This window comes from Risungbinella massiliensis, assembly GCF_000942395.1.
Taxonomy (GTDB): domain Bacteria; phylum Bacillota; class Bacilli; order Thermoactinomycetales; family Thermoactinomycetaceae; genus Risungbinella; species Risungbinella massiliensis.
Window position 1 is genome coordinate 145531 of record NZ_LN812102.1, and the last position, 24289, is coordinate 169819.

The 24289-nt window shown below is 38.7% G+C and carries 21 protein-coding genes and 1 pseudogene; 11 read left to right on the forward strand and 11 right to left on the reverse strand.

Annotated elements, in window-relative coordinates; all coding sequences use genetic code 11:
- Positions 1 to 26: 26 nt before the first annotated feature.
- Both VJ09_RS01145 and VJ09_RS17395 read right to left on the reverse strand, forming a co-directional pair.
- Complete coding sequence (locus VJ09_RS01145) at positions 27 to 812, reverse strand: FkbM family methyltransferase (protein ID WP_044639887.1); 786 nt, start codon at positions 810 to 812, stop codon at positions 27 to 29.
- Positions 813 to 895: 83 nt separating this feature from the next.
- Entirely contained in the window at positions 896 to 4150 is a 3255-nt protein-coding gene (locus VJ09_RS17395; RefSeq protein ID WP_052807157.1) for a glycosyltransferase, read from the reverse strand.
- A gap of 89 nt (positions 4151 to 4239) precedes the next feature.
- Here VJ09_RS17395 and VJ09_RS01155 point away from each other — a divergent pair, with 89 nt between their 5' ends.
- Both VJ09_RS01155 and VJ09_RS01160 read left to right on the forward strand, forming a co-directional pair.
- The gene (locus VJ09_RS01155) at positions 4240 to 5457 is read left to right on the forward strand and encodes a glycosyltransferase family 2 protein (RefSeq protein ID WP_230199068.1); all 1218 of its coding nucleotides are present in this window, start codon (positions 4240 to 4242) and stop codon (positions 5455 to 5457) included.
- A 130-nt stretch (positions 5458 to 5587) separates the two neighbouring features.
- Positions 5588 to 5881 carry an alpha-helical endospore appendage domain-containing protein gene (locus VJ09_RS01160; RefSeq protein WP_052807158.1) on the forward strand — a complete coding sequence of 98 codons (294 nt, stop codon included), beginning with the start codon at positions 5588 to 5590 and terminating at the stop codon, positions 5879 to 5881.
- Positions 5882 to 6414: 533 nt separating this feature from the next.
- On the opposite strand, the gene VJ09_RS01165 is transcribed toward VJ09_RS01160, so the two are convergent.
- Positions 6415 to 6822 carry a hypothetical protein gene (locus tag VJ09_RS01165; RefSeq protein ID WP_147635402.1) on the reverse strand — a complete coding sequence of 136 codons (408 nt, stop codon included), beginning with the start codon at positions 6820 to 6822 and terminating at the stop codon, positions 6415 to 6417.
- A 185-nt stretch (positions 6823 to 7007) separates the two neighbouring features.
- Between VJ09_RS01165 and VJ09_RS01170 the strand changes: the two genes are divergently transcribed.
- On the forward strand, positions 7008 to 7619 hold the full coding sequence (locus VJ09_RS01170; RefSeq protein WP_044639889.1) for a hypothetical protein: 612 nt from the start codon (positions 7008 to 7010) through the stop codon (positions 7617 to 7619).
- Positions 7620 to 7745: 126 nt separating this feature from the next.
- Here VJ09_RS01170 and ppsA read toward each other — a convergent pair whose 3' ends face one another.
- Entirely contained in the window at positions 7746 to 10373 is a 2628-nt protein-coding gene (ppsA, locus tag VJ09_RS01175; RefSeq protein ID WP_044639890.1) for a phosphoenolpyruvate synthase, read from the reverse strand.
- A gap of 387 nt (positions 10374 to 10760) precedes the next feature.
- Here ppsA and VJ09_RS01180 point away from each other — a divergent pair, with 387 nt between their 5' ends.
- Positions 10761 to 13289 carry a PIG-L family deacetylase gene (locus VJ09_RS01180; RefSeq protein ID WP_044639891.1) on the forward strand — a complete coding sequence of 843 codons (2529 nt, stop codon included), beginning with the start codon at positions 10761 to 10763 and terminating at the stop codon, positions 13287 to 13289.
- Positions 13290 to 13331: 42 nt separating this feature from the next.
- On the opposite strand, the gene VJ09_RS01185 is transcribed toward VJ09_RS01180, so the two are convergent.
- Together VJ09_RS01185 and VJ09_RS01190 are read right to left on the reverse strand one after the other, a co-directional pair.
- Complete coding sequence (locus VJ09_RS01185) at positions 13332 to 13562, reverse strand: hypothetical protein (RefSeq protein ID WP_044639892.1); 231 nt, start codon at positions 13560 to 13562, stop codon at positions 13332 to 13334.
- Between the two features lie 19 nt (positions 13563 to 13581).
- Positions 13582 to 14253, reverse strand: a complete 672-nt coding sequence (locus tag VJ09_RS01190; protein ID WP_052807159.1) for a phosphatase PAP2 family protein — start codon at positions 14251 to 14253, stop codon at positions 13582 to 13584.
- 215 nt (positions 14254 to 14468) lie between these two features.
- Between VJ09_RS01190 and VJ09_RS01195 the strand changes: the two genes are divergently transcribed.
- The 4 genes and pseudogenes from VJ09_RS01195 (at position 14469) to VJ09_RS01210 (ending at position 18123) form a co-directional block, all read left to right on the forward strand.
- A complete protein-coding gene (locus tag VJ09_RS01195; protein ID WP_044639893.1) occupies positions 14469 to 15680 on the forward strand; it encodes a Bcr/CflA family efflux MFS transporter in 1212 nt (403 codons plus the stop codon).
- Between the two features lie 366 nt (positions 15681 to 16046).
- A pseudogene (locus VJ09_RS01200) lies at positions 16047 to 16580 on the forward strand (GNAT family N-acetyltransferase); the annotation flags it as partial.
- Between the two features lie 147 nt (positions 16581 to 16727).
- Positions 16728 to 17129, forward strand: a complete 402-nt coding sequence (locus VJ09_RS01205) for an Rrf2 family transcriptional regulator (protein ID WP_044639895.1) — start codon at positions 16728 to 16730, stop codon at positions 17127 to 17129.
- Between the two features lie 88 nt (positions 17130 to 17217).
- Entirely contained in the window at positions 17218 to 18123 is a 906-nt protein-coding gene (locus VJ09_RS01210; RefSeq protein WP_044639896.1) for an NAD(P)/FAD-dependent oxidoreductase, read from the forward strand.
- 129 nt (positions 18124 to 18252) lie between these two features.
- Here the strand turns inward: VJ09_RS01210 and VJ09_RS01215 are convergent, their stop codons facing one another.
- The 3 genes from VJ09_RS01215 to VJ09_RS01225 form a co-directional block, all read right to left on the reverse strand.
- Positions 18253 to 18852 carry a nitroreductase family protein gene (locus VJ09_RS01215; protein ID WP_044639897.1) on the reverse strand — a complete coding sequence of 200 codons (600 nt, stop codon included), beginning with the start codon at positions 18850 to 18852 and terminating at the stop codon, positions 18253 to 18255.
- Positions 18853 to 18871: 19 nt separating this feature from the next.
- A complete protein-coding gene (locus VJ09_RS01220) occupies positions 18872 to 19846 on the reverse strand; it encodes a ring-cleaving dioxygenase (protein WP_044639898.1) in 975 nt (324 codons plus the stop codon).
- 82 nt (positions 19847 to 19928) lie between these two features.
- A complete protein-coding gene (locus tag VJ09_RS01225; RefSeq protein WP_044639899.1) occupies positions 19929 to 20363 on the reverse strand; it encodes a MarR family winged helix-turn-helix transcriptional regulator in 435 nt (144 codons plus the stop codon).
- Positions 20364 to 20487: 124 nt separating this feature from the next.
- Between VJ09_RS01225 and VJ09_RS01230 the strand changes: the two genes are divergently transcribed.
- A complete protein-coding gene (locus VJ09_RS01230; RefSeq protein WP_044641497.1) occupies positions 20488 to 20850 on the forward strand; it encodes a VOC family protein in 363 nt (120 codons plus the stop codon).
- 61 nt (positions 20851 to 20911) lie between these two features.
- On the opposite strand, the gene VJ09_RS01235 is transcribed toward VJ09_RS01230, so the two are convergent.
- Complete coding sequence (locus VJ09_RS01235) at positions 20912 to 21646, reverse strand: TspO/MBR family protein (protein ID WP_044639900.1); 735 nt, start codon at positions 21644 to 21646, stop codon at positions 20912 to 20914.
- 176 nt (positions 21647 to 21822) lie between these two features.
- Here VJ09_RS01235 and mscL point away from each other — a divergent pair, with 176 nt between their 5' ends.
- Both mscL and VJ09_RS18245 read left to right on the forward strand, forming a co-directional pair.
- Entirely contained in the window at positions 21823 to 22233 is a 411-nt protein-coding gene (gene mscL / locus VJ09_RS01240) for a large conductance mechanosensitive channel protein MscL (RefSeq protein ID WP_044639901.1), read from the forward strand.
- 119 nt (positions 22234 to 22352) lie between these two features.
- Positions 22353 to 22586 carry a hypothetical protein gene (locus VJ09_RS18245; RefSeq protein ID WP_147635403.1) on the forward strand — a complete coding sequence of 78 codons (234 nt, stop codon included), beginning with the start codon at positions 22353 to 22355 and terminating at the stop codon, positions 22584 to 22586.
- Between the two features lie 362 nt (positions 22587 to 22948).
- Here the strand turns inward: VJ09_RS18245 and VJ09_RS01250 are convergent, their stop codons facing one another.
- A complete protein-coding gene (locus VJ09_RS01250) occupies positions 22949 to 24262 on the reverse strand; it encodes a nucleobase:cation symporter-2 family protein (RefSeq protein WP_044639903.1) in 1314 nt (437 codons plus the stop codon).
- Positions 24263 to 24289: the final 27 nt, after the last annotated feature.

The window sequence follows — 24289 nt, forward strand, 5'->3', positions numbered from 1 at the left end:
CTCTGTGAGGACATGCAAAAAATAAGCTAAATCCTACTTAAAAATAGGTCAAAGTGAGTGAACTGCGTTGTCATTTGCAATAGCTTCTTGACTGATGTTTGTTTTAACGATGCATCATATTGTATGACAGAGATAGAAAAACCCTCATTTACGAAGCGATTCAATATTTCTTCGCTGTTATGACCATCCGACTCCCAAGAATAACGGTTAAACTCCATAATAATTTTGACATCTGGACTTCGACGAATGACGGAGAAAAGGCTATCCATAATAAGCGGTTCTGCCCCTTCAATATCGATTTTAATGATGTCAGCTGTTAGATCAGGGAGATAAGAGTCTAAGTTGACACCACGAACTTGTATTTTTTCGATATGGTCGTATTCGTCATCTACTTTTTCATGGATTGTAGCGGAGGCTGTTAGATTATTCGGAATGTAGAGCATGACATCGGAGTCTTCATTGGCTAGTGCTACTTTGTGAAGTTCTAGTTGACTAAAACCATTCACAATTTTACTTTTCAAAAAGTTCTCGTGGTGATGGGGATTTGGCTCAAATGCGTGAACTTTCCCTTTGGGACCTACTAGATAAGAAGCTAAGAGAGAGAAATAGCCGCAATGTGCTCCAATATCTAAAAAGGTCATTTCTGGCTTAATCATGGTAAGAAGAAGTCTCGAAATCCAATCTTCCCAATAGCCATCTAAAATCAAATGCGGAGAAACACTGAGGTCTCTTGTGTCCACAAAAATTTTAGGTCCGTAGAGCAATTGGGTGATGACAGTATGATTGCCAATGTATACAAATTTCCGATCCATCCCATTTCACCTCTTTACTTTCGCTATTGACCGTCTGGACCATGTCTTCTATGAAAACATGGTCCAGGGGGTGATTTAATGCGCTATTGTTGGAAATAGGAGCGAACCAACTCATCCATTCGCCGATACATCCGTTGACCAATTCGCTGCCTAGAAAAAGCAGGGAAAAGAGTCCTTCTTGCATCTATCCCTTTTTTCTTTGCTTCTTTTGGATGATCGAAAACATATCTCATTAGCTGCTTCAGATGGTCCACACTTGGATTTGCCCATCTGTGCCCATGAAAATGAGCTGGCATCTGTTCAGGATCTACTGGAACTAGGTTTTCTACATCTAAGAGATAACTATTTTGATCGTTCATAAATGCCATCTGCCCACTCCACTTCGTTCCGATCGTCGGGAGTTGCATTGCCATCGCTTCCATGTAAGGACGTCCCCAACCTTCTCCTCTAGAGGGAAGAACAAAGCAATCTACCGAAGCGTAGAGGCGAATTAATTCTTCTTCTGTTAAGTTCTCCTGAATAATTTGAACATGTGGAACTTGGGCGAGACCCATTTGTCTCGATAACTCTTTAATCTCCCGATAAGGATTAATTCCCGGTTCATTAATTTTCGTTATTTTTAAAATGAGAGATACCTCATTTTTATAATGGAACTCTTCAAAATATGCTTTTAACAGAACGTCCCAACCCTTACGAACACTCCAATCGAAAACCGATAGAAACTTAAAAGAATGTTGATTTGGCATAGCGATTGATTGTACTTTTTCTGGGTCATATACCCTTTCATCCAAAGTGCCAGGCATCAGATAGATACGTTTCGGATCAATTCCAGCATTGGCGAAAGTCTCTCGATTAAATTCGGAAGGAACCCAAACTTCTGTCATCTCATTTAAATTTTTCACCCATTCCGGTGGTAACGAGTCTGTCTCAAACATCGTTCTTCCAATGGAGATTGGAGCAACCGGATAGGAAATCAGGTTTGCGGGAGCTGCTTGATAATGGATAAGTGGTTGATTTATTGATTGATTCTGGAGTGAAGTTAAGTATGTTTGTAATTCACTTGGATACTCATAGGAGTCAGAACCGTAAATTGGTTGGAGCTTAATCCGGACAGGAAAAGGTCGAATCCCCTCCAAAAAATACTTTTGCTCTTCTGCGTATCCAGTTGGATTAAACAAGGGGGATTGCCATAACATTTCGTAATGGACTTTTTCCAAAATAAGATAAAAAGATCGTGATGAATCCATTGTGTGCGACTCCTTAACCTTCCAATTGGCTATCTTAGCCATCATCTCTACCATGTTACGAAGGGAGGAGGGATCTGGGATACTATTGTCATCTTCTAATAGGAAAAGGAGTTTACCCGTTTGAGTGACAAGAGAATACGTTTGTTTCAAAAGCTCCAACAGATCATAGGTAGAGGAAGGACTCTCTTTTATTTGAATCAGTATCCCTTCCCATAATCCTTTGGTTGAGACGGAGAGATTCCCGTTCGTTTTGCCATTCCATTGTATCTGTAGTATTCGGTCTCCCTTAACAAAATAAGACTCCCATCGCTGTTGTCTCTGCTTTATTCGTTCCAAATCATCTTGTAGAGGATAGAGGGGCGACACTTTCCAATAGATAGTAGTTGGTTTGATTCCTATGGAAGCAATCGAGATGGAAGGAGCTTCTTGTATTGATTCAACTTTTTGCTGTATACGTTCCTTATTTTTTTCCAGATCGTTTTGTAGCAAAGTTGGATTACTTGTATAAGTAACGGCTTTTTCTAACATCTCCTCAGCTTTAATTAAGTTGTTTTGTTCCGAATAACAGTTTCCTAAACGATGATATAAAGTAGCTAGCTGTTCTTTGGTTTTCGCAATACCCTCTTGAAGAGAAAAAATTTCTTGCATTTGAATAGAGGGGTTCAATTCACTTGCTTTTTGAAAGGATTGAACAGCTGTCTGGTAAACCTGTATTTGAATATAGCAAGTCCCTAATAAACTCCAAATCTCAGCTTGAAATGATTTGGATTCCTGATCCATAGAACGAGAGACATAGACTAAATGTTGGATGGCTTCAACATAGCGCTTGCTACCCATCAGTAGTTTAGCTAGATGGTAATGTGCTGCAATGGTTTGAGGGTAAATTTGTAAAACATTCTTCAGGATCTCCTGGGCTTCTTCTAATCTCCCAAATCGCTCTGCTTCATTTGCATTGAGTAGCTCCATACAAACAATTTCGTGATCTCCCATCTTGTTTGGAGCCGTCTTAAATAGTAACTCCTTGACAGCAACTGTAATATGCTCTCCTGTCTGTTTCCATGTGAAAGAAGACAAGATTTTTTTACTGGCGAGCTTGCCTTTCTTATCTAATTCGTTCCGATTTTCATAAACATATCTCATCATCTTTTGTAATTTGGCTTGCTCTATATGCAACCACCAAGGATTTTGTATCAATTTGTGTCCATCTATTTCGTCTGTTTCTAATATTTCTTCTTTTGCGGAAAGAAAAAAAGCAGTCTCTTCATCGCAAAAATCTTGGCTGGGCCCTTTATTCGGTACAATGGCAGGTGTCCCACAAGCCATTGCTTCAATAATAGGAAGACCAAATCCCTCGCCTCGATAAGGATGTACGAGACAGTCACATGCACGATATAAGCTGGCAAGTTCTTGTTCAGATAAATGGTCATCCATGTACTCGATGCGAGGGATTCCTTCTTGTTTTGTCAGAGAGTAGATTTTTTCTGCCATGGAAGAATCTTTATAAAAAGAATTACTGCCAGAGTCTTTAATCACCAAACAAACATCTTCATCTGCAGAAAACTCCTCCAAATAGGCAGCGAGGAGCAGATCGATCCCTTTTCGCGGGATAGTTCCTCCTACAAAAAGAAAATGAAAAAAGGAGGGACGTTGCAAAAGAAAAGGCTCCACTTGATTATGATAAATCTTTTCGTCGACTCCAAGCGGTATGACTCGGATCTTATGTTCTGGGATTCCACAGCGGACATAATTTTCCTTGTTGTAATGGCTATAAACCCATATCTCATCCGTCCAAAACTTCATAGGCATCAGCCAAGATTTCGGAACCGCCCCGAACTCCCAGGGTTGCATTGTAACCCAATACTTACTCTTAGGAGACTTCCAATGTGGAGGCCATTGATGATATATCGAAATATCATGTATCGTTGTTCCTTCTGATAAAGCAGTATGGTTTGTTTGATCTGTGTTAATGGAGAGTAGCTCAATCTCAATTTTATTTTGTAGTTGTTTTCGAATATTGCGATTCACTTTACCAAAGCTGTGGTTTTCTGAAAAAGAACCTTTCCAACAAATGGAGATTTGCTCGTTAGGCACGGCTCACACCTCCCTAGTTATCTGCATCATATTCATGGTGAAAAAAGTCGTGATAAATGACTAGGAAAAATTCTAAGGAGGAAGATATCGTGATTTCTTTTAAGCAATTATCCCTTTGCATGATTGTAAAAGACGAGGAAGAGACACTTGCCTCATGTTTAGAAAGCGTAAAGTACATTGTGGATGAAATCATTTTAGTGGATACCGGTTCGACCGATCGAACGAAGGAGATAGCTCAAAATTACGGAGCAAACATTTATGACTTCCCATGGACGGATGACTTTTCTGCTGCACGAAACTACGGGATTCAAAAAGCGCAGGGGGATTGGATCTTATGGCTAGATGCAGACGAGAAGGTAGAAGTCAAAGATGCGGCCATGTTACGTGATATATTGTATTGTTCGAATTATGATTTATTGGCAGTCAATCTAATCAACTTTATTGGTGAAAAGGAAGACAAAAGTCACTTTTATCAGATTGCACATCATCGACTATTTCGTAACCATATGGGGTTTTGCTTTGAGAATAGAATTCATGAAACGCTTAATATAACAAATGTTCTTTCGGAAACAGATCAGAAAAAAAGGGTAGGGATTGTACCAATTCGTGTGTACCACACTGGATACCTACAAACGTCAGTAGAGAAAAAAGGGAAATTTGAACGAAATCTCACTTTGTTAAAGCGTGAACTAGGGGAAAAGGAACATAGTCCTTGGATTCACTACCACATTGCATCTGAGTATTACCGCGTCCAAGAGTATGCTAAAGCTTTTCAACACGTTAATCAGTCCATTCGTGACTTTTTAACAGCCAAATCGACACCACCAGCTCTTTTATACAAGCTAAAATACTCTATTATGCTCAGTCTCGGGAGTATAGAGGGAGCATGGCCTAGCATTCGCTTAGCAGTATCGTTATATCCTGATTATGTAGATCTGCACTTCTATATGGGATATATCTTGCTAGCTCGTGGAGAATATAAAGAAGCACTAGCATCATTCCAAAAATGCCTAGAGATAGGGGAAGGTAACTTAGAATACCTTTGTTTATATGGTTTGGGGAGCTATCAAGCGATGTACTACTGTGGTCTTTGTCATCAAAAGTTAGGAGAACCAAGCGAGGCAATTAAATGCTTTCTCCAAACGGTTGTGGTATCACCAAATTTTCAGGATGCGAGAAAAGCTCTTCGGATCTGCTTAAAAAACCAGGGATTCACTCTAGACTCTTTCTTGGATCAATACTATTCAAACGAGGATGCTCAAAAATATCAAAAGTTAATATCTGATACAGACAAAAATAAAAGTTGATAAAAACAGCTATTCATATTAGCTGTTTTTTTACTTTTTGCCGTGCCCGTTACATAACTTTCTCCATATGATGGAAAGTAACTTCACTTAACTGGAAAACTAAGCTCTTGGAACAAATGGAGGTGAAACGATGGGTCCAGCAAATGTTTCAAAGTTTCGTTCGACTACTACATCGGATTTACCTGATACTCATCCACAATCACTTGGCTCGATTGCGATAGAAGAATTATCGTTAGCCAATATTATGAATGCTGAGGAAGAGAAAATTCAATTCATACTGGGAACTCTAACACCTACTAATACACCATTAACTCCATCTTCCATTACACTTTCCAATTTATTTTATACATCTTTAACTCCAACCATGGTCACTCTTTCTAATATATGTACTATTCCTAGATCGATATATAGTAACTATAAGTAAACAATCAGCAGATTTAAGTAAAAGATAGCCTCGTTTATTATGGGGCTTATTATTAATGCCACCGTCTTATAAAACTATACAGTGGCAAATTCATTTTATTATGGTTGATAATTTGATTATTGTATATCTACTGCATTTTGTAGAACATCGGTCGGGATTTGGATCTCATCTGGTAAAGTGTTTGCTTTTTTTTGAGGTGATGCGGTGATGAATTACAAATGACTCTCCATTTTTGACTGGATTTGTGATAGTTAGATTTTGGATACATTTGGTTGACTTTGAACTACAGGTTCTTCGTTCGCATACAACCAGACAGCAATAGAAAGGGAAGAAACAGTATGCCGAAGCAATGAATTTGAAATTTCTTCTTGGGAGCGCTACTTTACTGAATATTTAGATATATAAATACTGATCAATACACAATTATGTCATTGCCAAAAAGTAAGTTTTAGTTTATTCTTAATTTGGTTAATTAATCGTCTAATAACCAAAAAAACCAGTCTCTTGGGGAACCGAGGACTGGTTTTTTATGTTTAACCTTGTTTGCTCCTTTGATAATACTGAACGGACTGCTCACTAATCTGCCAGTTTCCGTCCGACTTTTTTCCTACTAACTCACCCTGGTCTAACAGATCTAATACCACTAGTTCATCACATGAACATATTTCCATTACCGCTTCCAAAGGGAGGGTATTATCCTCCAAAAAAGGCTCCACTTCATATTCTCCTTCTAATCCAAGAAAATCTTGTTTTTGTCCCAAACGATACCAAAAGTCCAAGACAGCTCTACCCAATGGACTGTTTTTCAACTCACTTGTGAGTCGGGAACTACCTTTCATCCAAGCGTTTGTTGGTTGTTGAAAAAATGTTTGAAACGATGTAAATGGTTCATTTTGTTGATATTTATGAAGACACTCCATATAAAATTGAAATTCCGACACCGTCAATGACTCTAGATTAATAATTTTCCCTAAAATAGGAATGTGTATTTTTAACATAGTTAGATCGCTCACTTTCTAAAATATATATCTATTTTATTAATTCTTCGGTAATTTTGTAGATTTTGATATTAGAAATATCTTATACTCCTTACTAGACGATTAATTAACCAAAGGAGTGAGTGAGAATGTATGTAAAGGGCACGATTACTTTGTCTGGTAATGGTGGAAAAAAGGTCCTTCCTAGCGAATTGGATAACTTGCTGGAAGTGGCTTGTAGCCATTTTAGCGGCTGCACGATCGAGTTTCATCAGGACAACATCACGGTTTTTGTTGGCTTGCAAGAGGGGGAAGATCTCATGAAGTTCCAAAAGATGAGAGAACAATTGGGCAACCCTCCAGCCAAGGTAGGAAAATTCAACGTGGAAACAGCAGACGTATTGGCGAAAGCAAAGAATACACAAACAGCTGGAAACATTGTTATCTTCTTGCCGAAGTATAACAATGTTGGAGAACTTTTCTCCAATCAAGTCTACCAAGACATCCTAGAATTTATAAAGAAAGAATGCAAGCTTGTTCCATCCATTGGAACTGAAAAAACAATCGGAGCTTGGATGGATGAGGGTGTTATCTATTATGATGAACACCAAAAAGTGTCGATCTCCAATACTAGCGATTATAGCACAATCGAAAAAATCGCGAAGTATGCTGGCGAGAAGTTGAATCAACTCGCGATGTTTGTCGATTACGGAGATACTTTCTCCATAATCGACACTGATCCTGTCCCTTACCAGGGATAGACTCCCTGGTAAGACAACTTTTATCCACTCACTCCGATCATTTATACATAGAGTCAATCAAATCTTTATGTATAAGGACTCCACTATCATTCGTGGAGTCCTTTTGATGTATATATGAACATCAAATCAAAGTATCTCAATATATCCTTCTGTTCCATTTACCCGGATCCGTTGTCCATCTTTGATTTGTTTTGTGGCATTTTCCACACCTACAACTGCTGGAAGGCCATATTCACGGGCAATGACAGATCCATGTGTCATCAGTCCGCCCACTTCTGTTACAAGGCCTTTTATTGATACAAATAGTGGCGTCCAACTGGGGTCTGTAAATCTGGTTACCAAAATATCACCATCTTCTATGTCGGCTTCCTCCATCTTTAATACGATCCGCGCCCTTCCTTCCATAATACCAGATGAAACGGGTATACCTACTAAGGCACCTGAAGGGACATTGTCAGTGTTATATTTTCCAAATATAATCTCACCCTCCGATGTCATGATACGTGGTGGAGCCAATTTTTCATATATGGCATATTCCTCTTGTCTTTCTATTATCATTCTATAATCTAGATGATTAGTACGAACAACTTCCCTGAATTCCTCAAATGATAGATAATAAATATCCTCTTCCTGTTGGATAACACCCCTTTGCACCAGTACGGTAGCCTCTTTCATTAAAGCTTGCTTATAAATTTGGTATCGTCTGATAAAAGAGTACTTTGGATATTCACGATAACCAATAAAATTACGTAAAACACGGATCATTTTCTTTGTCTTTTTTGCCTTTTGTTTGCCACGGGGCAATTGTTCCAAGCGACGTAAGAGATCTCGCTCTTTTTGCTTTGCTTCTAATCGTCCTTGTTCAAATTTGACAGTACTCGCATTTGATTCGAAGTTTTTGATATTACTGAGAATCATTGGAATGAGAGCTGTTGGCTGTTCACTCCAACGAGGTTTGGTAATATCTATCTCTCCGGGGCAACGCATACCATATTTTTTTAGATACTTCTGCATAGCACCATGGACCACTTCGCCGCCTTCTATTTTAGTTAGTTCCTCAAAGAAGTTCTCATCTTTGGCTTCATCAAAAAAGGTGATTACATCTGGATATTGTCGAACCACATCCGATACATCCAAAAGCGCTAGTCCCATTTCAGATGTAATGTTGTTGGATACTGATTGAGAAAGCGTGTCGGCTACGTTCTTTTCACCAAGCCATTTCTTCATATTTTTATTGATCCAGTTCATTGCATACATCGCGACCAATATTGTTGCCAAACTCTGTGGATCATAGATATGTTCTTTTAATCTCTTTTGATCCTGTAGAATAAATTCAAAAAGTTCATCTCCAGAGACGTTTCTAATGCTTTGTTGTAGATCGAGTATAGAAGACTCGTTAAGGGAGATAAGTTTTTCTATGATTGTTGGGTTGTTATTTTGATAGATTTTGATCGCTTGAATAGGAAGTCTCCAAGATAACCCCTCTCTACTAAAGCCAATGACTCTCTTACCGTGCGGCAACGATTTTATAAAATCTTTCCGCTCGATTAAACTGGTGATGGCGTTTTTCATGAGAGGATCGTTCATGCCAATCGTATTGAGTACGACCTTGCGACCAATAGAGGAGGCTAGATCGTGTGATATATCAAAAAACAGCCTCCCGCCGGCATGAAAAAGTGGGATATCAGATAAAAAACTAAGAAAGGACATACCTAATGGCTTAATGGCATCTGTCATCATCTGTTGATGCCCAAATGACATATAGACACGTTTCATTTGTTTGGTTCCATTTGGCGTAGGAACAGGGTATAGAGTAGTGATAGGTCGACTTTGAACGATATAAAAAGTATTTTGTAAAAGACACCATTCAATATCTTGGGGACTACCAAAGTAATCCTCGATTTTTTTGCCTATGTGTGCTAGTTGCAAAATCTCTTCATCCATCAACGTCTGGTTATTTTGCTGGTCAGGTTTGATTTCCTGTTCTTTGGTACCACCTTCTTTTAATGCATAGACAGCTAATTTCTTGGTAGATACCTTCTTCTCTATAATCTTTTCTTTGCGCACCTTATAGAGATCAGCGTCCACCATACCAGACACCAGTGCCTCACCAAGTCCAAAGCTTGCATCAATGGAAGATACTTTGCGATTGGAGGTGATTGGATCGGCTGTGAACATAATCCCTGATGCGTATGGGAAGACCATCTGTTGAATCACGACAGACAACGAAACGTGATGGTGGTCAAATCCGTTTTGAATACGATAAACAACAGCTCGTTCTGTAAACAGAGAAGCCCAACACTTGCTGATATGTTGAAAGACCGACTCTTTTCCTATGATGTTTAAATACGTATCTTGCTGTCCTGCGAAAGAGGCCATTGGCAGATCTTCAGCTGTAGCACTAGAACGTACAGCATAGGCACATTCCTCACCCAATCTAGTTAGATTTCGAATGACCTCTTCCTTGATATCGCTGGATATTTCCGTTTCTTCGATTACCTTACGAATTTCTCTGCTTACATCCCTTATTTGGTCTTTGTTTTCCGCTTTTAGTGAAGATAATTGATTTAGCAATAAATGAATTTCTTTATTGTGATCAAGTATCCTTTTATAGGCGTCCGTAGTAACACAAAAACCTTCTGGTACCTGAATTCCCTCGATCTGCGATAATTGACCTAAATGTAAGCCTTTCCCCCCTACGAGTAAGAGATGTGTTTGATCGATTTCCTGAAAATCAAGTACATATGTGCCCATATTATCCCTCCTAAGATATTACAAAAGACAGGAAAAATTAATTTTATTTACGAGGCAATCCATTTATAAATACAGCTATCCATTCTATTGTATATCAAATAACGTATATTCATAATATTCTGTTATAATTTTAATTAAGAAATGGAACACAGGATAGCAGACAGTTAAGTTAGGGATAATGTATTAGATAATTAGATTTTGTGTGGCTTCTCTATAATCTATGATACGCAATAGCCATAAAAACACGATAGTAAGCGTTTTCATATTCGTTTTGTTAGGTTATCGAAGAATATGAGGCAATAGAGTCAATTATCATATTTGAATAAATTCTTTGATTTTGTTTTGATAGACTTGTGACAAATTTATGACCGTTATAGGAGGCTAAAGATGAGAACTCTCATACGTGTGGGACTTTCTACTACGCTGATCGTATTACTAGTTGTTAGCTTAGTTGTGATAAATTTTGCACCAACAGCTAATGCCGCTTCGAAAGACGCAGAGCTTTGGAAAGCAATACAACCACTAGGTACAGTCGTAAGTTTTATGAACACTGGTGCACACCCTGATGATGAACAAAGTGGATTACTAGCTTATCTGTCACTTGGCAAAGGAGTTCGCTCGATCAGTCTGATCGCCAATCGTGGGGAAGGGGGTCAAAATGAGATTGGAAAGGAGCTCTTCAATGGATTAGGAATGATCCGCTCGCGAGAACTCCAAGAGGCAGCAGAACTTTTGAATCTCCATTTGATTCATCTAAGCGAAAAACCTGATGATCCTATCTTTGATTTTGGCTTTTCCAAGTCTCCTGTAGAAACATTAAATAATTGGGGAGAATCCCTTACTTACGAGCGATTGATCCGTCAGATTCGGCAGACACGGCCAGATATTGTGATGCCTAGTTTCTTGGATGTACCTTCTCAACATGGACATCATCGGGCGATCAATCAGTTGACTGTAAAAGCATTTGAAGATGCAGCAAATCCCAATGTTTTTCCAGAACATATGAAACAAGGACTCGCTCCTTGGCAGATCAAAAAATTATACCTCCCAGGTACGAGCACCACTACTACGTTACGTTTTAATATTGGCGGGAAAGTAGATCCGATTTACGAACTTACCTATCCACAACTTGGGGAAGAATCCCGTAAGTTACACAAATCTCAAGGGATGGGACGAGATATCCCGGTAGCAGACCAATTTGTCAATTTACAACTATTCAAATCGAAGGTAGGGGCTACAGGGTCAGAACAAACTATTTTTGATAACCTACCATATGATCTGACAGCATTTAGTCAACAAGTGACAGATAAAAAAGTAAAGAAACAGTTAAAGCAGCTTCAAGTAGAATATAACACTATCATTCAAAGCTATCCAAACTATGAACAAGTAACTATTGGAGTTCAAAAAGCACTTAAATCAACTCGTCAACTATTAAATGATCTGAACAAAAAACCACTTCCTGGTGAGCAACAATCAGATCTCGTCTACCGTTTGCAGGTAAAAGAAGAGCAGTTACTCCATGCGAGTAAAGTTGCTTCTAAGATTGATTCGACATTATCAGTAGGGGATGGAGTATGGACACTAGGCGCTTCGAAGCAAGTATCTATCCAACTGACAAATGGTAGTGCAGATAAGATATCGGATTTAAAAATAACACCTGTGCTGGAAAAAGGATGGTCTGCTTCCATCACAAATGTACCAAAACAATTGAAAGAAGGGGAGAAAACCACCCTATCAGTCGATGTAAAGGCCCCGACTGCTGACAATAGTTTCTTCCAACCATATGAGGTGACTCCTGTTCAGTTTGATGTAAGTTACAAGCTGTATAACGAGACCGTTACCCAGCGAGTAAAGGTAGATCCAGTATTACAGACACCTGCCAATTTGCCGGACTGGGGTCTTCTGTTGACACCAGAATCAGGTGTTGTTAATACCGAAAAAGAACAGGATACGAAGAAGGTAACAGTACAAGTAACTAACTTTGTTCAAGGACCAAGTAAAGGAACCCTAGAACTTCAGCTACCAGCAGGATGGAAGGCAGTGTCTAGTTCTCCAGAGGTATCGTTCCAAAAGTTCCAAGAGACAAAAGATATTACTTTTACCATCACAACTCCGAAAGTTACGGAACAAAAATACTCCATTCCTGTAGTAGCTAAGGTAAACGGGAAGTCCTTCTCTACACAAGTACAGACGATCTCGTATCCTCATATTGGAAAAGTCTACTATGTACGAGATGCAACCCTCATTTTCCAAGGTGTTTCACTAAAATATGATGCGACTCGTAAAATTGGTTATGTAGAGAGTGGCTTTGATGATCTTGCTAATGCATTACGTGAAGCAGGACTAAACATCACATCATTAACCGAAAATGACTTAAAAACAGGAGATTTATCACAGTATGACACAATTGTAGTAGGGATTCGCGCCTATCTGTCACGTAACGATCTCCTTGAGAACAATCAAAAGATCCTAGACTATGTGAAAAATGGTGGGCATGTGGTGATGCAATATCACAAGCCAGGAGACAATTGGAAACCAGAACTGGCACCTTACCCAATCCAACCTGGTGACCCAGCAATTAATTGGCGGGTAACAGATGAGAAAGCAGCAGTTACATTTCTAGATCTTCAACACCCGATTATTCAAGGACCTAACTTGATCACATCTAAAGACTTCGATAACTGGGTTCAAGAACGAGCTGTTTATTTTCCGTCGTCTTATGACCCTGCATACCAAAAGCTCTTTTCTATGGCAGATCCCAACGAGCAACCTTTTGATACAGGTGTCTTAGTAGCCAATTATGGCAAAGGTACTTATATCTATACCAGTCTAGTGCTCTATCGTGAAATTCAATCACAAGTTTCTGGTGGATATCGCCTCATGGTTAACTTGATCGAGTATCCAAATCAACCTTAATAAAAAACAGACAAGCGCCAAAGTTGGACGCTTGTCTGTTTTTTATCGTTCATTACCCCGTTTGAAATTGCCTGTTACTTTTGCCATTATCAATTGTCTCTCTGATTCATCACTTGCCTGGTCCATTTTGGCAAGAAACTTCGTAGCCTCTGTGCCTTTTAAGGTTTTCACTTGTTTCTCATACCAGTAAAGTAAGACAGTTTGATTTTTAGTTACTGTATATCGAAACATCTCACCTGCTAAACGATTCCGTTTATCTATCGGTCCTGACATTTACAGAACTCCTTATTTCTCATGTGTGAAACTTCCGAACAATAGTGTATGCAGAAGTAGGTTGGTAAAAATAGCTACGTAACAAGAAAATAAGTACAACACTAGATGCTGCAAAACCTGCGATAACATCACTTGGATAATGAACCCCTAGATATACACGACTAACCCCAATAGCGATCGAGAGAACAACAGACAGGAGAAGGATGGTGATTTTTTGCCAATTCTGCGTGACTATCTTAGTGAAGCAATATCCCATCATACCAAAGAAGAGCAGGGAACATAGTGCATGTCCACTTGGAAAACTATAACTATTTAATAGAAGGAGTGCATTCTCTGAAGGGCGTGGTCGCTCAAATAAATTTTTAAGAAATCCAGTTAAAAGAGGTCCCATCACAAACGCAAGGAAAAGAAGTATATTTTCCTGTGTAAGCTTTCTCCGAACCAAGATAAAGGTTGTGCCCAAGAAAAATATTATCCTAGTGATACCCGATCCCAAAAAAGTAACGGTAGACATGATGGTCGTCCAGAAAGGAGTACGCCATGATTGGATTTTCTGGGTAAAATATCGGTCGAAATCATGTAGCTGATTTTCTATTAATGCTGCTGATAGAAGAAAAAAGGCTCCTCCAAACATTACAATTCCGGACCAGAAGAGACTAGGACGTGAGTTGTGGGTGATTTGAACGTTCATAGTTTCCTCCTTTTGAAAAGAGTATACTAGATTCTCTAATCTATGACATGTTCCACTCAATAAAGGCCAATGAATGCCCTTCCATTTTTTTGATTTGACTAACATCTCTCCTAGATGATGTCTCTCTTTATAACTATGGTAGACTAACTAAATTAAAATATTTTATTGCAGTTATGTTTGAGACTTTGCAATACTTAGAAAGGTGTTTGAGATTCATGATTCAAAATCCAACAGGAAAAGAACGTTTAGGATTGGCTTTTCTTCTCAGTACGTTAGCAATATTAGGACCACTTAATATTGATATGTATTTACCAAGTTTTCCTGATATTGCGGATGATTTAAATGCACGTGCGTCGCTTGTACAGCTTAGTTTAACAGCCTGTTTAATTGGACTCGCGATTGGTCAGGTAATTGTTGGACCGATCAGTGATGCCCAAGGTAGAAAGAAGCCCTTACTGGTATTTATTTTCTTATTTGCATTATCTTCATTTCTTTGTGCACTCGCTCCGAATATCATCACATTGGTAGTAGCTAGATTTTTACAAGGCTTCACAGCATCGGCAGGGGTCGTCCTTTCACGTGCTGTCGTTCGTGATGTGTTTAGCGGAAGAGAGCTAACAAAGTTCTTTGCACTTTTGATGGTAATCATTTCTATTGCTCCCATGGTTGCGCCAATGGCTGGTGGGGCAATCTTACTTTTACCATCTTCCAGTTGGGAAACCATTTTCTTCTTTTTAGGTTTACTGGGAATTTTTATTGTTTTGGTTGTTGCTTTGCGATTTAAGGAGACCTTACCGAAAGAAAAGCGCATTCCAAGTTCAGTCAGTCATTCTGTTCGTACGATGGGGAGTTTGTTGAAGGATCGTTCCTTTATTGGTTACGCCTTAACGGTCGGATTCATTCATGGCGGGAGCTTTGCTTATGTATCTGGAACTCCTTTTGTGTATCAAGGAATCTATAATGTATCGCCTCAAGTCTTTAGTATTCTATTTGGGATGAATGGTATCGCTATTATTATGGGTAGTTTTATCATTGGGCGATTTGGTGGAATAATTCATGAAAGAAAATTGTTGCAAACTGCTGTAATGATCGCGGTAAGTGCAACCTTTATACTTCTAGTCATGACGATTATAGAAGGACCATTAGTAACTCTTGTGATCCCGATTTTTATTTATATGACCTCTATGGGAATGATTTTAACCAGCTCCTTTACACTGGCGATGGAGAATCAAGAACACCGTGCAGGAAGTGCAAGTGCTGTGTTAGGTATGATTCCGTTGTTACTCGGATCCATGGTCTCTCCTCTTGTTGGTATTAACGAGGAAACAGCAATACCAATGGGAGCAGTATTATTTATTACTTCTTTTATTGGATCTATCGCATTCTTTCAATTAACAAATAGGGTTAACCAAATCGAACAATCATGAGGTAGAAGCAAGTGACCGTACTATCTATAAGTTCATTGAATTGTCTTACTTGTTGACTTATACTATTTCATATAAACACTTCATTGAAGGAAATGGCGGAGGGAAGGAGAGGATCCAAATGAAGAAAAGATCAATGAAATCTTTATCCAAAGGAATTGGGTACTCTACTGCTGTTTTCTTTGATCATGCTAATCACGGGAGAAGTATGTCCAAAATTGGATGATTGCGACTTTTATCCTTTCGTTTAGAATGATCACTAGGATATAGTGGAACTCCACAGGTCGCTTTCCTGTGGTTACATATATTTGTCATGTACACCGCAGGATTCCTGTGGTGTTTTTTATTATCAAAAAGGAGAATGATCCGATGCAATTAAACGGTGAAAACATTTTTGTAAAACTTATAGAGAAATCTGATGCAAATTCACTTTTATCGCTTGAACAGAAAAACAAAGACTTTTTTCAACTATTTACGGGTTTGAGAGAGGAATCATTTTATACTCACCAAGTCCAAGTAGAGCGAATTCGAAATCAAATAGAATTACAAAAAGCAGACCAAGGATATTTCTTCTTGATTTGTTTACAAAAATCAAGAAAAGTAATTGGGGAAGTTATGCTCAGTGAAGTGGTACGTGCAAATCTACAAAGCTGTTGGATTGGGTATTTCTTAGACAAAGATCATAACGGAAAAGGGTATATGACAGAGGCTGTAAAGCTTGTTGTAAACTATGCATTTCGAGAATTAGACTTACATCGTATAGAAGCAGGCGTAATGCCACACAACATCGGTTCCATAAAAGTATTGCGGAAAGTCGGTTTCCATAAAGAGGGCATTGCTAAAAAGAATGTAAAAATTAATGGTCATTGGGAGGATCATCAAATATTAGCTATTATAAATGAATAAGATAGATAGTGATTACTTGCTTTCTAACGGAAACCAGCTTTTGAACGTGTTTTAATAATTACATAGTCCAAGTAGCTTTACTAATAACCTCAATAAAAGATATTATAGATACAAGATATCTTTTATTGAGGAGTATATAAATAGATGAAATATTCAAAGGCAACAAACTATGCACTTCATACAATGCTATATCTAGCAGTTAATACTCCAGAGAATCATATCGGCGTTCACCAACTCGCTGAGCATCAAAAAGTATCTACTACATACTTGTCCAAAATATTGACTAAACTCGTGAAATCTGGAATAGTGGAGTCAATTTCTGGCGCAAGTGGTGGATATAAGTTAAGACATAATTGGGAAAGTATTTCTTTTTTAGATATCATTCGCGCTATTGAAGGTCCTTCATCCATATTTGACTATTGTGTTGATCATAATCCTGATTGTCCGATACAAAAGGTGATTTTTTCTGCAGAAGAAAAGATGTTGAATGAACTAAGGAATAAAAAAATGGTTGATTTAGCTAAGCAAATAAAAGTGGCTCCCTAAGCCGCTTTTATTATTCCTTTAATAAAGACATTAAAGAGTGTTAATATCCCTAATAAGGTTATTATTAAAATGTAAAGGATGGAGCAAGATGGATATTTTTGATTGTGTCATTATTGGCGCAGGTCCAGCAGGATTAAGTGCAAGTTTAACTTTAGGTAGAGCTAGAAGGAATATTGCTGTCTTGGATGATGGAACAAATAGAAATAGAGTTACCCATCAGTCACATGGGTTTCTTACTCGAGATGGAATTAAGCCTCAAGAGTTTAAGGAGATTGGATTAAACGAGCTAAAGAATTACCCATCAGTATCATTTTTTCATTCAACAGTGACTGAGATTTTGGATGATATGAATGGTCAGCAATTTATCATCAAAACAAAGAATCATCAGATGTTTCATACAGAAAAGATTGTATTAGCAACCGGTATTCAAGAGAGATTCTCTATTCCAAGTGTAAGAGAATATTATGGAAAAAGCTTGTTTAGTTGCCCATATTGTGATGGCTGGGAGATGAGGGATCAGCCGTTAGTTATAATTGCAGACAAAGAAGAGTTCGTACTACACATGGCTAGATTAGTCTATAACTGGTCTAAAGATTTGGTAGTAGTTACAAATGGAGTAGAAATTTCCAAGGAAGGAGTTCGAGAGTTACGTAAACGAGATATCATCATAAAAACTGAACCAATAAAAAACTTAATAGGGGATGACGGATATCTACAAAAAATTGAATTTGTTTCAGGAGAAACGATTATAAGATCAGGCGGGTTTGTTGTACCATCTTTTTATCGTCCCAATCTATTTGCTGAACAATTAGGATGTAACGTTCAGGAAAATGGAGCAGTTGTAACAGACGGAGCAGGACGCACGACACGTCAAAATATATATGTTGTAGGAGAAACTGAAAAATCAGTTCCCTCTTCTCTAGTTATTACAGCTGCTGATGGTAATAAGGTTGCAGCTTCCGTAAATATGGACCTTACTATGGAACGTTTTTAATTCAACCACAATTGCTTTTTAACTAATGATTTACTTTCATATTACAAATCAGAAATACACAACAAAAAAAGAGGATATATGCCCTCATTTGGACATCGTATCCTCTTTTACTTATTTTGTGAATTGCATTTATTTTACTACTTTCACTCGATCTTCAAGAGGCTGGAATTCTTTTGCACCTGGCTCCATTGCTGGTTTTCCAAATGGCATTTGAGCGATCAATTTCCAATTAGCTGGAACGTTCCACTCTTTTTGAACTTCTGCATCAATAAGTGGGTTATAATGCTGAAGAGAAGCTCCAAGACCTTCCATTTCTAGTGCAGTCCAGATTACAAATTGTAGCATCCCATTGGATTGCTGAGCCCAAACTGGGAAGTTATCAGCATATAGAGCAAATTGTTTTTGAAGAGACTCGATCACACTCATATCTTCAAAGAAAAGAACCGTACCATATCCATTACGGAAGGAGGCAATTTTTTCCTCAGTAGGAGCAAAGTTCTCTGCAGGAACAATTTTACGCAATTCTTCTTTTGTGATATCCCATACTTTATTATGACTGTCGTGCAGAAGTACCAATACTCTTGCACTTTGGGAGTTGAAAGAAGAAGGAGTATATTTCACTGCATGTTCGATTACTTCTTGAATTCTTTCGTCAGAAATGGGGGACTCTTTACTAATTCCATAATAAGAACGACGATCTTCTACTGCTTGATAAAAACTTTTTGCCATTTATATCATTCCTTTTTTGTTATTTGATTTTCGTGTCCAGAGGTTTGAGCTTCGCTTCAATCTGGCCACGTTGTGATTCAAAAAATGGGGGCAAAGCAAGGGATTCACCAAGATGCTCTAGGTCTTCATCCGTATCAAATCCTGGTCCATCTGTTGCGAGTTCAAATAAGATCCCATTTGGCTCACGGAAGTAAAGAGAACGGAAGTAGAAGCGATCTACAAATCCCGAACTAGGTAGTCCTGCTTGACGGATTCTCGGAATCCATGCTCTTAGTTCCTCTTCATTGTCTACTCGAAAAGCAACATGATGAACCCCGCCTCTTCCTAGACGTTCAGGTGGCAAGTCCGTTCTTTCTTGTACGTGAACCTCTGCACCAGTTCCACCTTCTCCTGTTTCCAATACAATTACATCAGGCTGACCTAAAGTACGAGATGGATAAGTTCGAACTTTTCGGAACCCCATTAAGTCGGTTAAGACTTTAACTGTAGGTTCAACAAAACCAACCGTTAATTGAACTGGACCTAACCCTAATATTCCGTATTCAGTAGGGATTGGGCTATTTCCCCAAGGCATTCCACCAGCTACCCCTTTATTTTCCTCATCGGATACTAGTACTATTCGTTGCCCTTCGAAATCGGTAAATGCAAGGCTAGCTCTGCCTGTCTCATACGAAATTTCCTCATGCTCTACCTGTAGACTTTCGAATCGATTTTTCCAGTATTCTAATGCCTGATCATTCGAAACTCGAAAAGAGATAGCTGATATGCTGTTTGCACCTGGATAGTTTCGAGCCAACATGGGTATTTCAAAGAAAGTAAGCTCTGTACCAGGGTTTCCTTTATGATCCCCATAAAACAAGTGATACACAGAGGTATCATCTTGATTGATTGTTTTTTTGACTAATCGAAGACCCAGTGTTTGTGTATAGAATTCAAAATTTCGAGGAGCATTGGCTGTCATTGCAGACACATGGTGAATCCCTTTTAATTCCATTGATAACCCTCCAATGAATTTAGTAAGTAAAAAACCTCTATATAGAGAATCTTGAATTCGAGATATTGAAGAAAAAAATTTGTTAGCCTTGATTAGATGCTTGGTAGCCTATTTTTTTTAAGAGTAGGATGAGCTGTTCTTTTTCTTGCTCGTCTAGGACATCAAACATCTGCTCAATTACCTTTTGATGATTGGGGAATTTTTCTCCCATCAGAGTTTTTCCCTTATCGGTTATTTCTATATAGGTAACCCGACGATCTTCTGGGCAATGAGCACGCTTGACTAACCCCTTTTTCTCTAACTTATCGATCAGATAGGTCATACTTCCGCTAGCTAGGAGAACTTTTTCTCCGATCTGTTGAATTGTTTGTCGGCCTTTATGGTATAAGACTTCTAGTGCTCCAAATTCAGATGGATTTAAACCATAGGATGCGATGTCCTGCTTAATTATCTCTTGAACTGATTGAGTAGCTCTCATAAACACCACATATGATTTTAGGGTTAACTCTGGATTCATAATGACCCCTTCATTATCTTGAATTCGAGATAATTTTATGATGTAATGTTCTATTTGTCAACGCCTAAAGTTGTGGGTATAAGAAGGAATGATAGTACATGGTAGATTAAAAAACATTAACACAATGATTCAAAAAATCGCGACTACAGCAGTATATGTAGAAGACCAGGAACAAGCGCTTGTGTTTTGGAGAGATAAAGTAGGATTTGAGGTGGTGGCAAATTATCCAATGGCACCAGGTGCCAGTTGGCTGGAAGTAGCTCCTACAGGCGCAGAAACGGCACTTGTCATCTATTCTAAGTCGATGATGAAGAACTGGGAAGAATTGAAACCGTCTATTGTTTTTTTATGTGATGATATCCGTACTACATATGAAGAGATGAAAAGTCGTGGAGTGAATTTTGCAGGAGAACCTCAAACGATGAACTGGGGAACGTTTGTCCAATTTGCGGATGAAGAAGGATATCACTACTTGTTAAAAGGATAATAGATAGGATCAAAAAAGCTCTCTATTATATTAGAGAGCTTTTTTGTCTAGAGCAACGTAGCTATCTACCTGCTTCACCAATATGTAACCTGTCTACTAACTTCCAAGCAATAAATATAGAGAGGATCCCAATCATAATCCAACATGTATAAGGAATAAAAGGATAACCTCCGCGTTCGATCAAAATTGCTAGGTAACTCCACAGGGTCACAAAGGCATAGGCAATATCTTGTTGACGTACGATCATATACAGCCCAAAATATCCGACTACTAATAGAAGTAGCAAGGTCCAAAACCATTCACTTAGCCCGAGAATGGAATAGATTCCGTATACCCTAAGTGTAAGAAACAAGTTGACGATAGTTGCAACGGAAATCCAACCAAGATAGATGGAAAAAGGAAACCTTAGTAAAAAACTACGGTACGTAGTATGTTGGATTTTTCGATAGATGACGATTAGGGTGATTAGAATGAGCACCATATCAACTAAGGACCAAAAGAATGCTCCACTGGTAAACAAGAAAATCCATAGTGCATTAAGTAGGAAGTTGGCAGGTAACCAAAAACCAATGTCTTCTACTAGTTCTGGTTCATCTCGAACGCGAAAGAACCAAATGAGAAGAAGAAGGAAAATAAGAAACCAGATGGAATAAGCAAACCCAGCAGGTTTAAATAATGGATCTATCTGTTCGTTTAGTGTCTTAAGATTGTCACGTACAGGAAGTAAGTAGTTGCATGTTAACGCAATGATATAGGTAATTATAATTAGAAAATAGAGTGATTTGAACTTCGCCATAAATCCTCCAAATGGAAAATTTTTCAACATCCTCTAGTATGCCCAACAAAAAGAGCTATATATCCTAGTAACGTCTATTTATGTGGTGAAGTTACTTTATTTCTGAATTAAATTTCTATATACTCTGCTATTGGGAATAATAAAAATAAATCCTTAAGCAGAAAGAAGAGAATAACATGTGGAGTGAATTTAAACAATTTGCCTTAAAAGGAAACGTTGTAGATTTAGCCGTTGGGGTCATCATAGGTGCAGCATTCGGAAAAATCGTAACATCATTGGTGAATGATATGATCATGCCGTTACTTGGCTTGCTTGTAGGCGGGATTAATTTTACTGATTTACATATAACAGTTGGTAGTGCTGTAGTAAAATACGGGAATTTTGTACAGTCCGTTTTGGATTTCGTAATTGTTGCTTTTTCTATCTTTGTATTCATTAAGCTGTTCAGTAAGCTTAAGAGAAGAGAGGAGCAAGAAGAGGAACAGGAGGCACTAAAACCTAGTAGAGAAGAAGAATTACTTAGCGAAATCCGTGATTTATTAAAAAATCGTGCTATTAAAGAAGATAACGATAAATCATTATTCTAGCTTTGTCAGGATCTTATGGGTAATGGTTATTTTTAATATTTTTTTGAAATTTAATATTCAGATATGTATGAAGTTATGTTAAAATGATTATACCCTGACAATCCTACTTAAGGAGAGATATGCGTATCAACAACGCGCAGGCTCAGGAGTTGCTCGAGGCACTGAAGAAGAAGGAGCGCAAGCTGACTTCGTCCAGCACCAAGTCGCTGATGCGGCGTGGTGACAACAACTCGTTGCTTCCCGAGGTCCGTGAGGCCAAGGAAGAGCTCGAGCGTTGCATCGGCAACACCAGTCAGGGGGATGTCCAGATCAGCAACTCGCAGTTCCGGACGATCCGCCGCCTGCTCGGCTAACCACTGAGTAGGTAGCAGGTTGGACACGTAGAAATCTACGTGTCCAACCCCCCGCAATCATATCTTTCTTTCTATTAAGCCGTTTACATTCCCTGCTTATTAATTTGGGAATGTAAACGGCTTGTTTTTATCCTTTTGGATGAATGCAACTTCAGCTCATTGTGCCGCTCAGTTTATTAACTAGCATCTACATTGATAGTTTATTGAGCAACGAGCTTAATCATCTATCTGTAGAATATATTATATAAAATGCATACTAGTTTGCATTACAGATAGAAATAATATACTGACTAAATAGCAGACTATCCACCATAAAAAAAGAGGCTCTATGATTAGAGTCTCTTTTTTTATGCAATATCAAATTATGAAGTAGTAGTTTGTTCCGTTGTTATTGTTGTCTCTTGTTGTTTCTTGTTTAGTAAAAGATTGAGGAAAAACGCAGTAAAACTCCCTAAGACAATTCCATTTTCAACAATAACTTTTAGAGATTCTGGTACTTCCGTAAAGACAGCAGGAACTACTGCAGAACCAAGTCCGATTCCGACGGAACAAGCAACAATCAATAGGTTTTCGTTCCGTTTAAAATCTACAGTAGAGAGAAGGCGAATTCCAGAAGCAACTACCATCCCAAACATCGGGATCATCGCTCCACCCAATACAGCATTTGGAATGATCGTCGTAATCGCTGCTACTTTTGGTAACAGCCCAAGGATCATTAGGATCACACCAGCTGCTATCACGACACTCCGTTTCTTTACTTTGGTCATGGCGACTAGTCCAACATTTTGGGAGAAAGTCGTGTATGGGAAAGCGTTAAATAATCCCCCGATTACCACTGCCAATCCTTCTGCACGTAGTCCGCGCTTGATATCAGTTGGTGCTAGTTTCTTCTCGCACACTTCGGACAGGGCAAGGAAAACCCCTGTTGATTCTACCATGCTAACAATCGCTACCAAACTCATTGTAATAATGGAAGAGAGATGGAACTCAGGTGCACCAAAATAGAATGGGCGTACCATGGAGAACCAATCTGCTTTTCCAACAACAGATAAATCTACGAGCCCCATTAAATACGCAACAAAGGAACCCATTACTAAAGCAATTAAAACAGAGATTGCTTGCAAAAAGCCTTTGGTAAAGCGCTGTAACAAAATCACGCAGAGAAAGGTGAACAGCGCAAGAAAAAGATTCTCTAGATGACCGAAAGTTGGCGATCCATCTCCACCAGCTACATTGGTCATGGCGACAGGAACAAGCGAAACCCCAATAGTGGTTACAACGGAACCAATAACAACAGGTGGGAAGTATTGGAGAATCTTCCCAAAGAATTGGGCTACGATCATCACCACGATACCAGAAGCAATAATCGAGCCATAAATTCCTGCAACCCCTTCTACTTTCCCAATGGCGATCATGGGGCCCACTGCGGTAAAGGTACATCCTAGGATGACAGGTAACTTGATACCGAAGTGTTTTCCTCCCATAACTTGTAGTAGCGAGGCTATCCCACTAGTAAATAGATCAATTGCGATTAGATATGCTAGTTGTTCTTGGGTCAAACCTACTGCTGCTCCCACGATCAGCGGCACTACAACAGCCCCTGCATACATGGCCAATACATGCTGGAAGCCTAATAAGGATGTTCTACCTAATTCTTTCGTCTGGATGCTTTTCATGTTCTCCTCCTACTAGGACCATTGTCC

Excerpts from the sequence above, each read along its gene's own strand:
- VJ09_RS01215 (WP_044639897.1), bottom strand. The coding sequence starts at position 18,852 with ATGGCAAAAAGTTTTTATCAAGCAGTAGAAGATCGTCGTTCTTATTAT.
- VJ09_RS01210 (WP_044639896.1), top strand. The coding sequence starts at position 17,218 with ATGGATATTTTTGATTGTGTCATTATTGGCGCAGGTCCAGCAGGATTA.
- VJ09_RS01185 (WP_044639892.1), bottom strand. The coding sequence starts at position 13,562 with ATGTCAGGACCGATAGATAAACGGAATCGTTTAGCAGGTGAGATGTTT.
- VJ09_RS01160 (WP_052807158.1), top strand. The coding sequence starts at position 5,588 with ATGGGTCCAGCAAATGTTTCAAAGTTTCGTTCGACTACTACATCGGAT.
- VJ09_RS01190 (WP_052807159.1), bottom strand. The coding sequence starts at position 14,253 with ATGAACGTTCAAATCACCCACAACTCACGTCCTAGTCTCTTCTGGTCC.
- ppsA (WP_044639890.1), bottom strand. The coding sequence starts at position 10,373 with ATGGGCACATATGTACTTGATTTTCAGGAAATCGATCAAACACATCTC.
- VJ09_RS01205 (WP_044639895.1), top strand. The coding sequence starts at position 16,728 with ATGAAATATTCAAAGGCAACAAACTATGCACTTCATACAATGCTATAT.
- VJ09_RS01145 (WP_044639887.1), bottom strand. The coding sequence starts at position 812 with ATGGATCGGAAATTTGTATACATTGGCAATCATACTGTCATCACCCAA.
- VJ09_RS01235 (WP_044639900.1), bottom strand. The coding sequence starts at position 21,646 with ATGGCGAAGTTCAAATCACTCTATTTTCTAATTATAATTACCTATATC.
- VJ09_RS01230 (WP_044641497.1), top strand. The coding sequence starts at position 20,488 with ATGATTCAAAAAATCGCGACTACAGCAGTATATGTAGAAGACCAGGAA.
- VJ09_RS01250 (WP_044639903.1), bottom strand. The coding sequence starts at position 24,262 with ATGAAAAGCATCCAGACGAAAGAATTAGGTAGAACATCCTTATTAGGC.
- mscL (WP_044639901.1), top strand. The coding sequence starts at position 21,823 with ATGTGGAGTGAATTTAAACAATTTGCCTTAAAAGGAAACGTTGTAGAT.
- VJ09_RS01180 (WP_044639891.1), top strand. The coding sequence starts at position 10,761 with ATGAGAACTCTCATACGTGTGGGACTTTCTACTACGCTGATCGTATTA.
- VJ09_RS01195 (WP_044639893.1), top strand. The coding sequence starts at position 14,469 with ATGATTCAAAATCCAACAGGAAAAGAACGTTTAGGATTGGCTTTTCTT.
- VJ09_RS01220 (WP_044639898.1), bottom strand. The coding sequence starts at position 19,846 with ATGGAATTAAAAGGGATTCACCATGTGTCTGCAATGACAGCCAATGCT.
- VJ09_RS01170 (WP_044639889.1), top strand. The coding sequence starts at position 7,008 with ATGTATGTAAAGGGCACGATTACTTTGTCTGGTAATGGTGGAAAAAAG.
- VJ09_RS01225 (WP_044639899.1), bottom strand. The coding sequence starts at position 20,363 with ATGAATCCAGAGTTAACCCTAAAATCATATGTGGTGTTTATGAGAGCT.
- VJ09_RS18245 (WP_147635403.1), top strand. The coding sequence starts at position 22,353 with ATGCGTATCAACAACGCGCAGGCTCAGGAGTTGCTCGAGGCACTGAAG.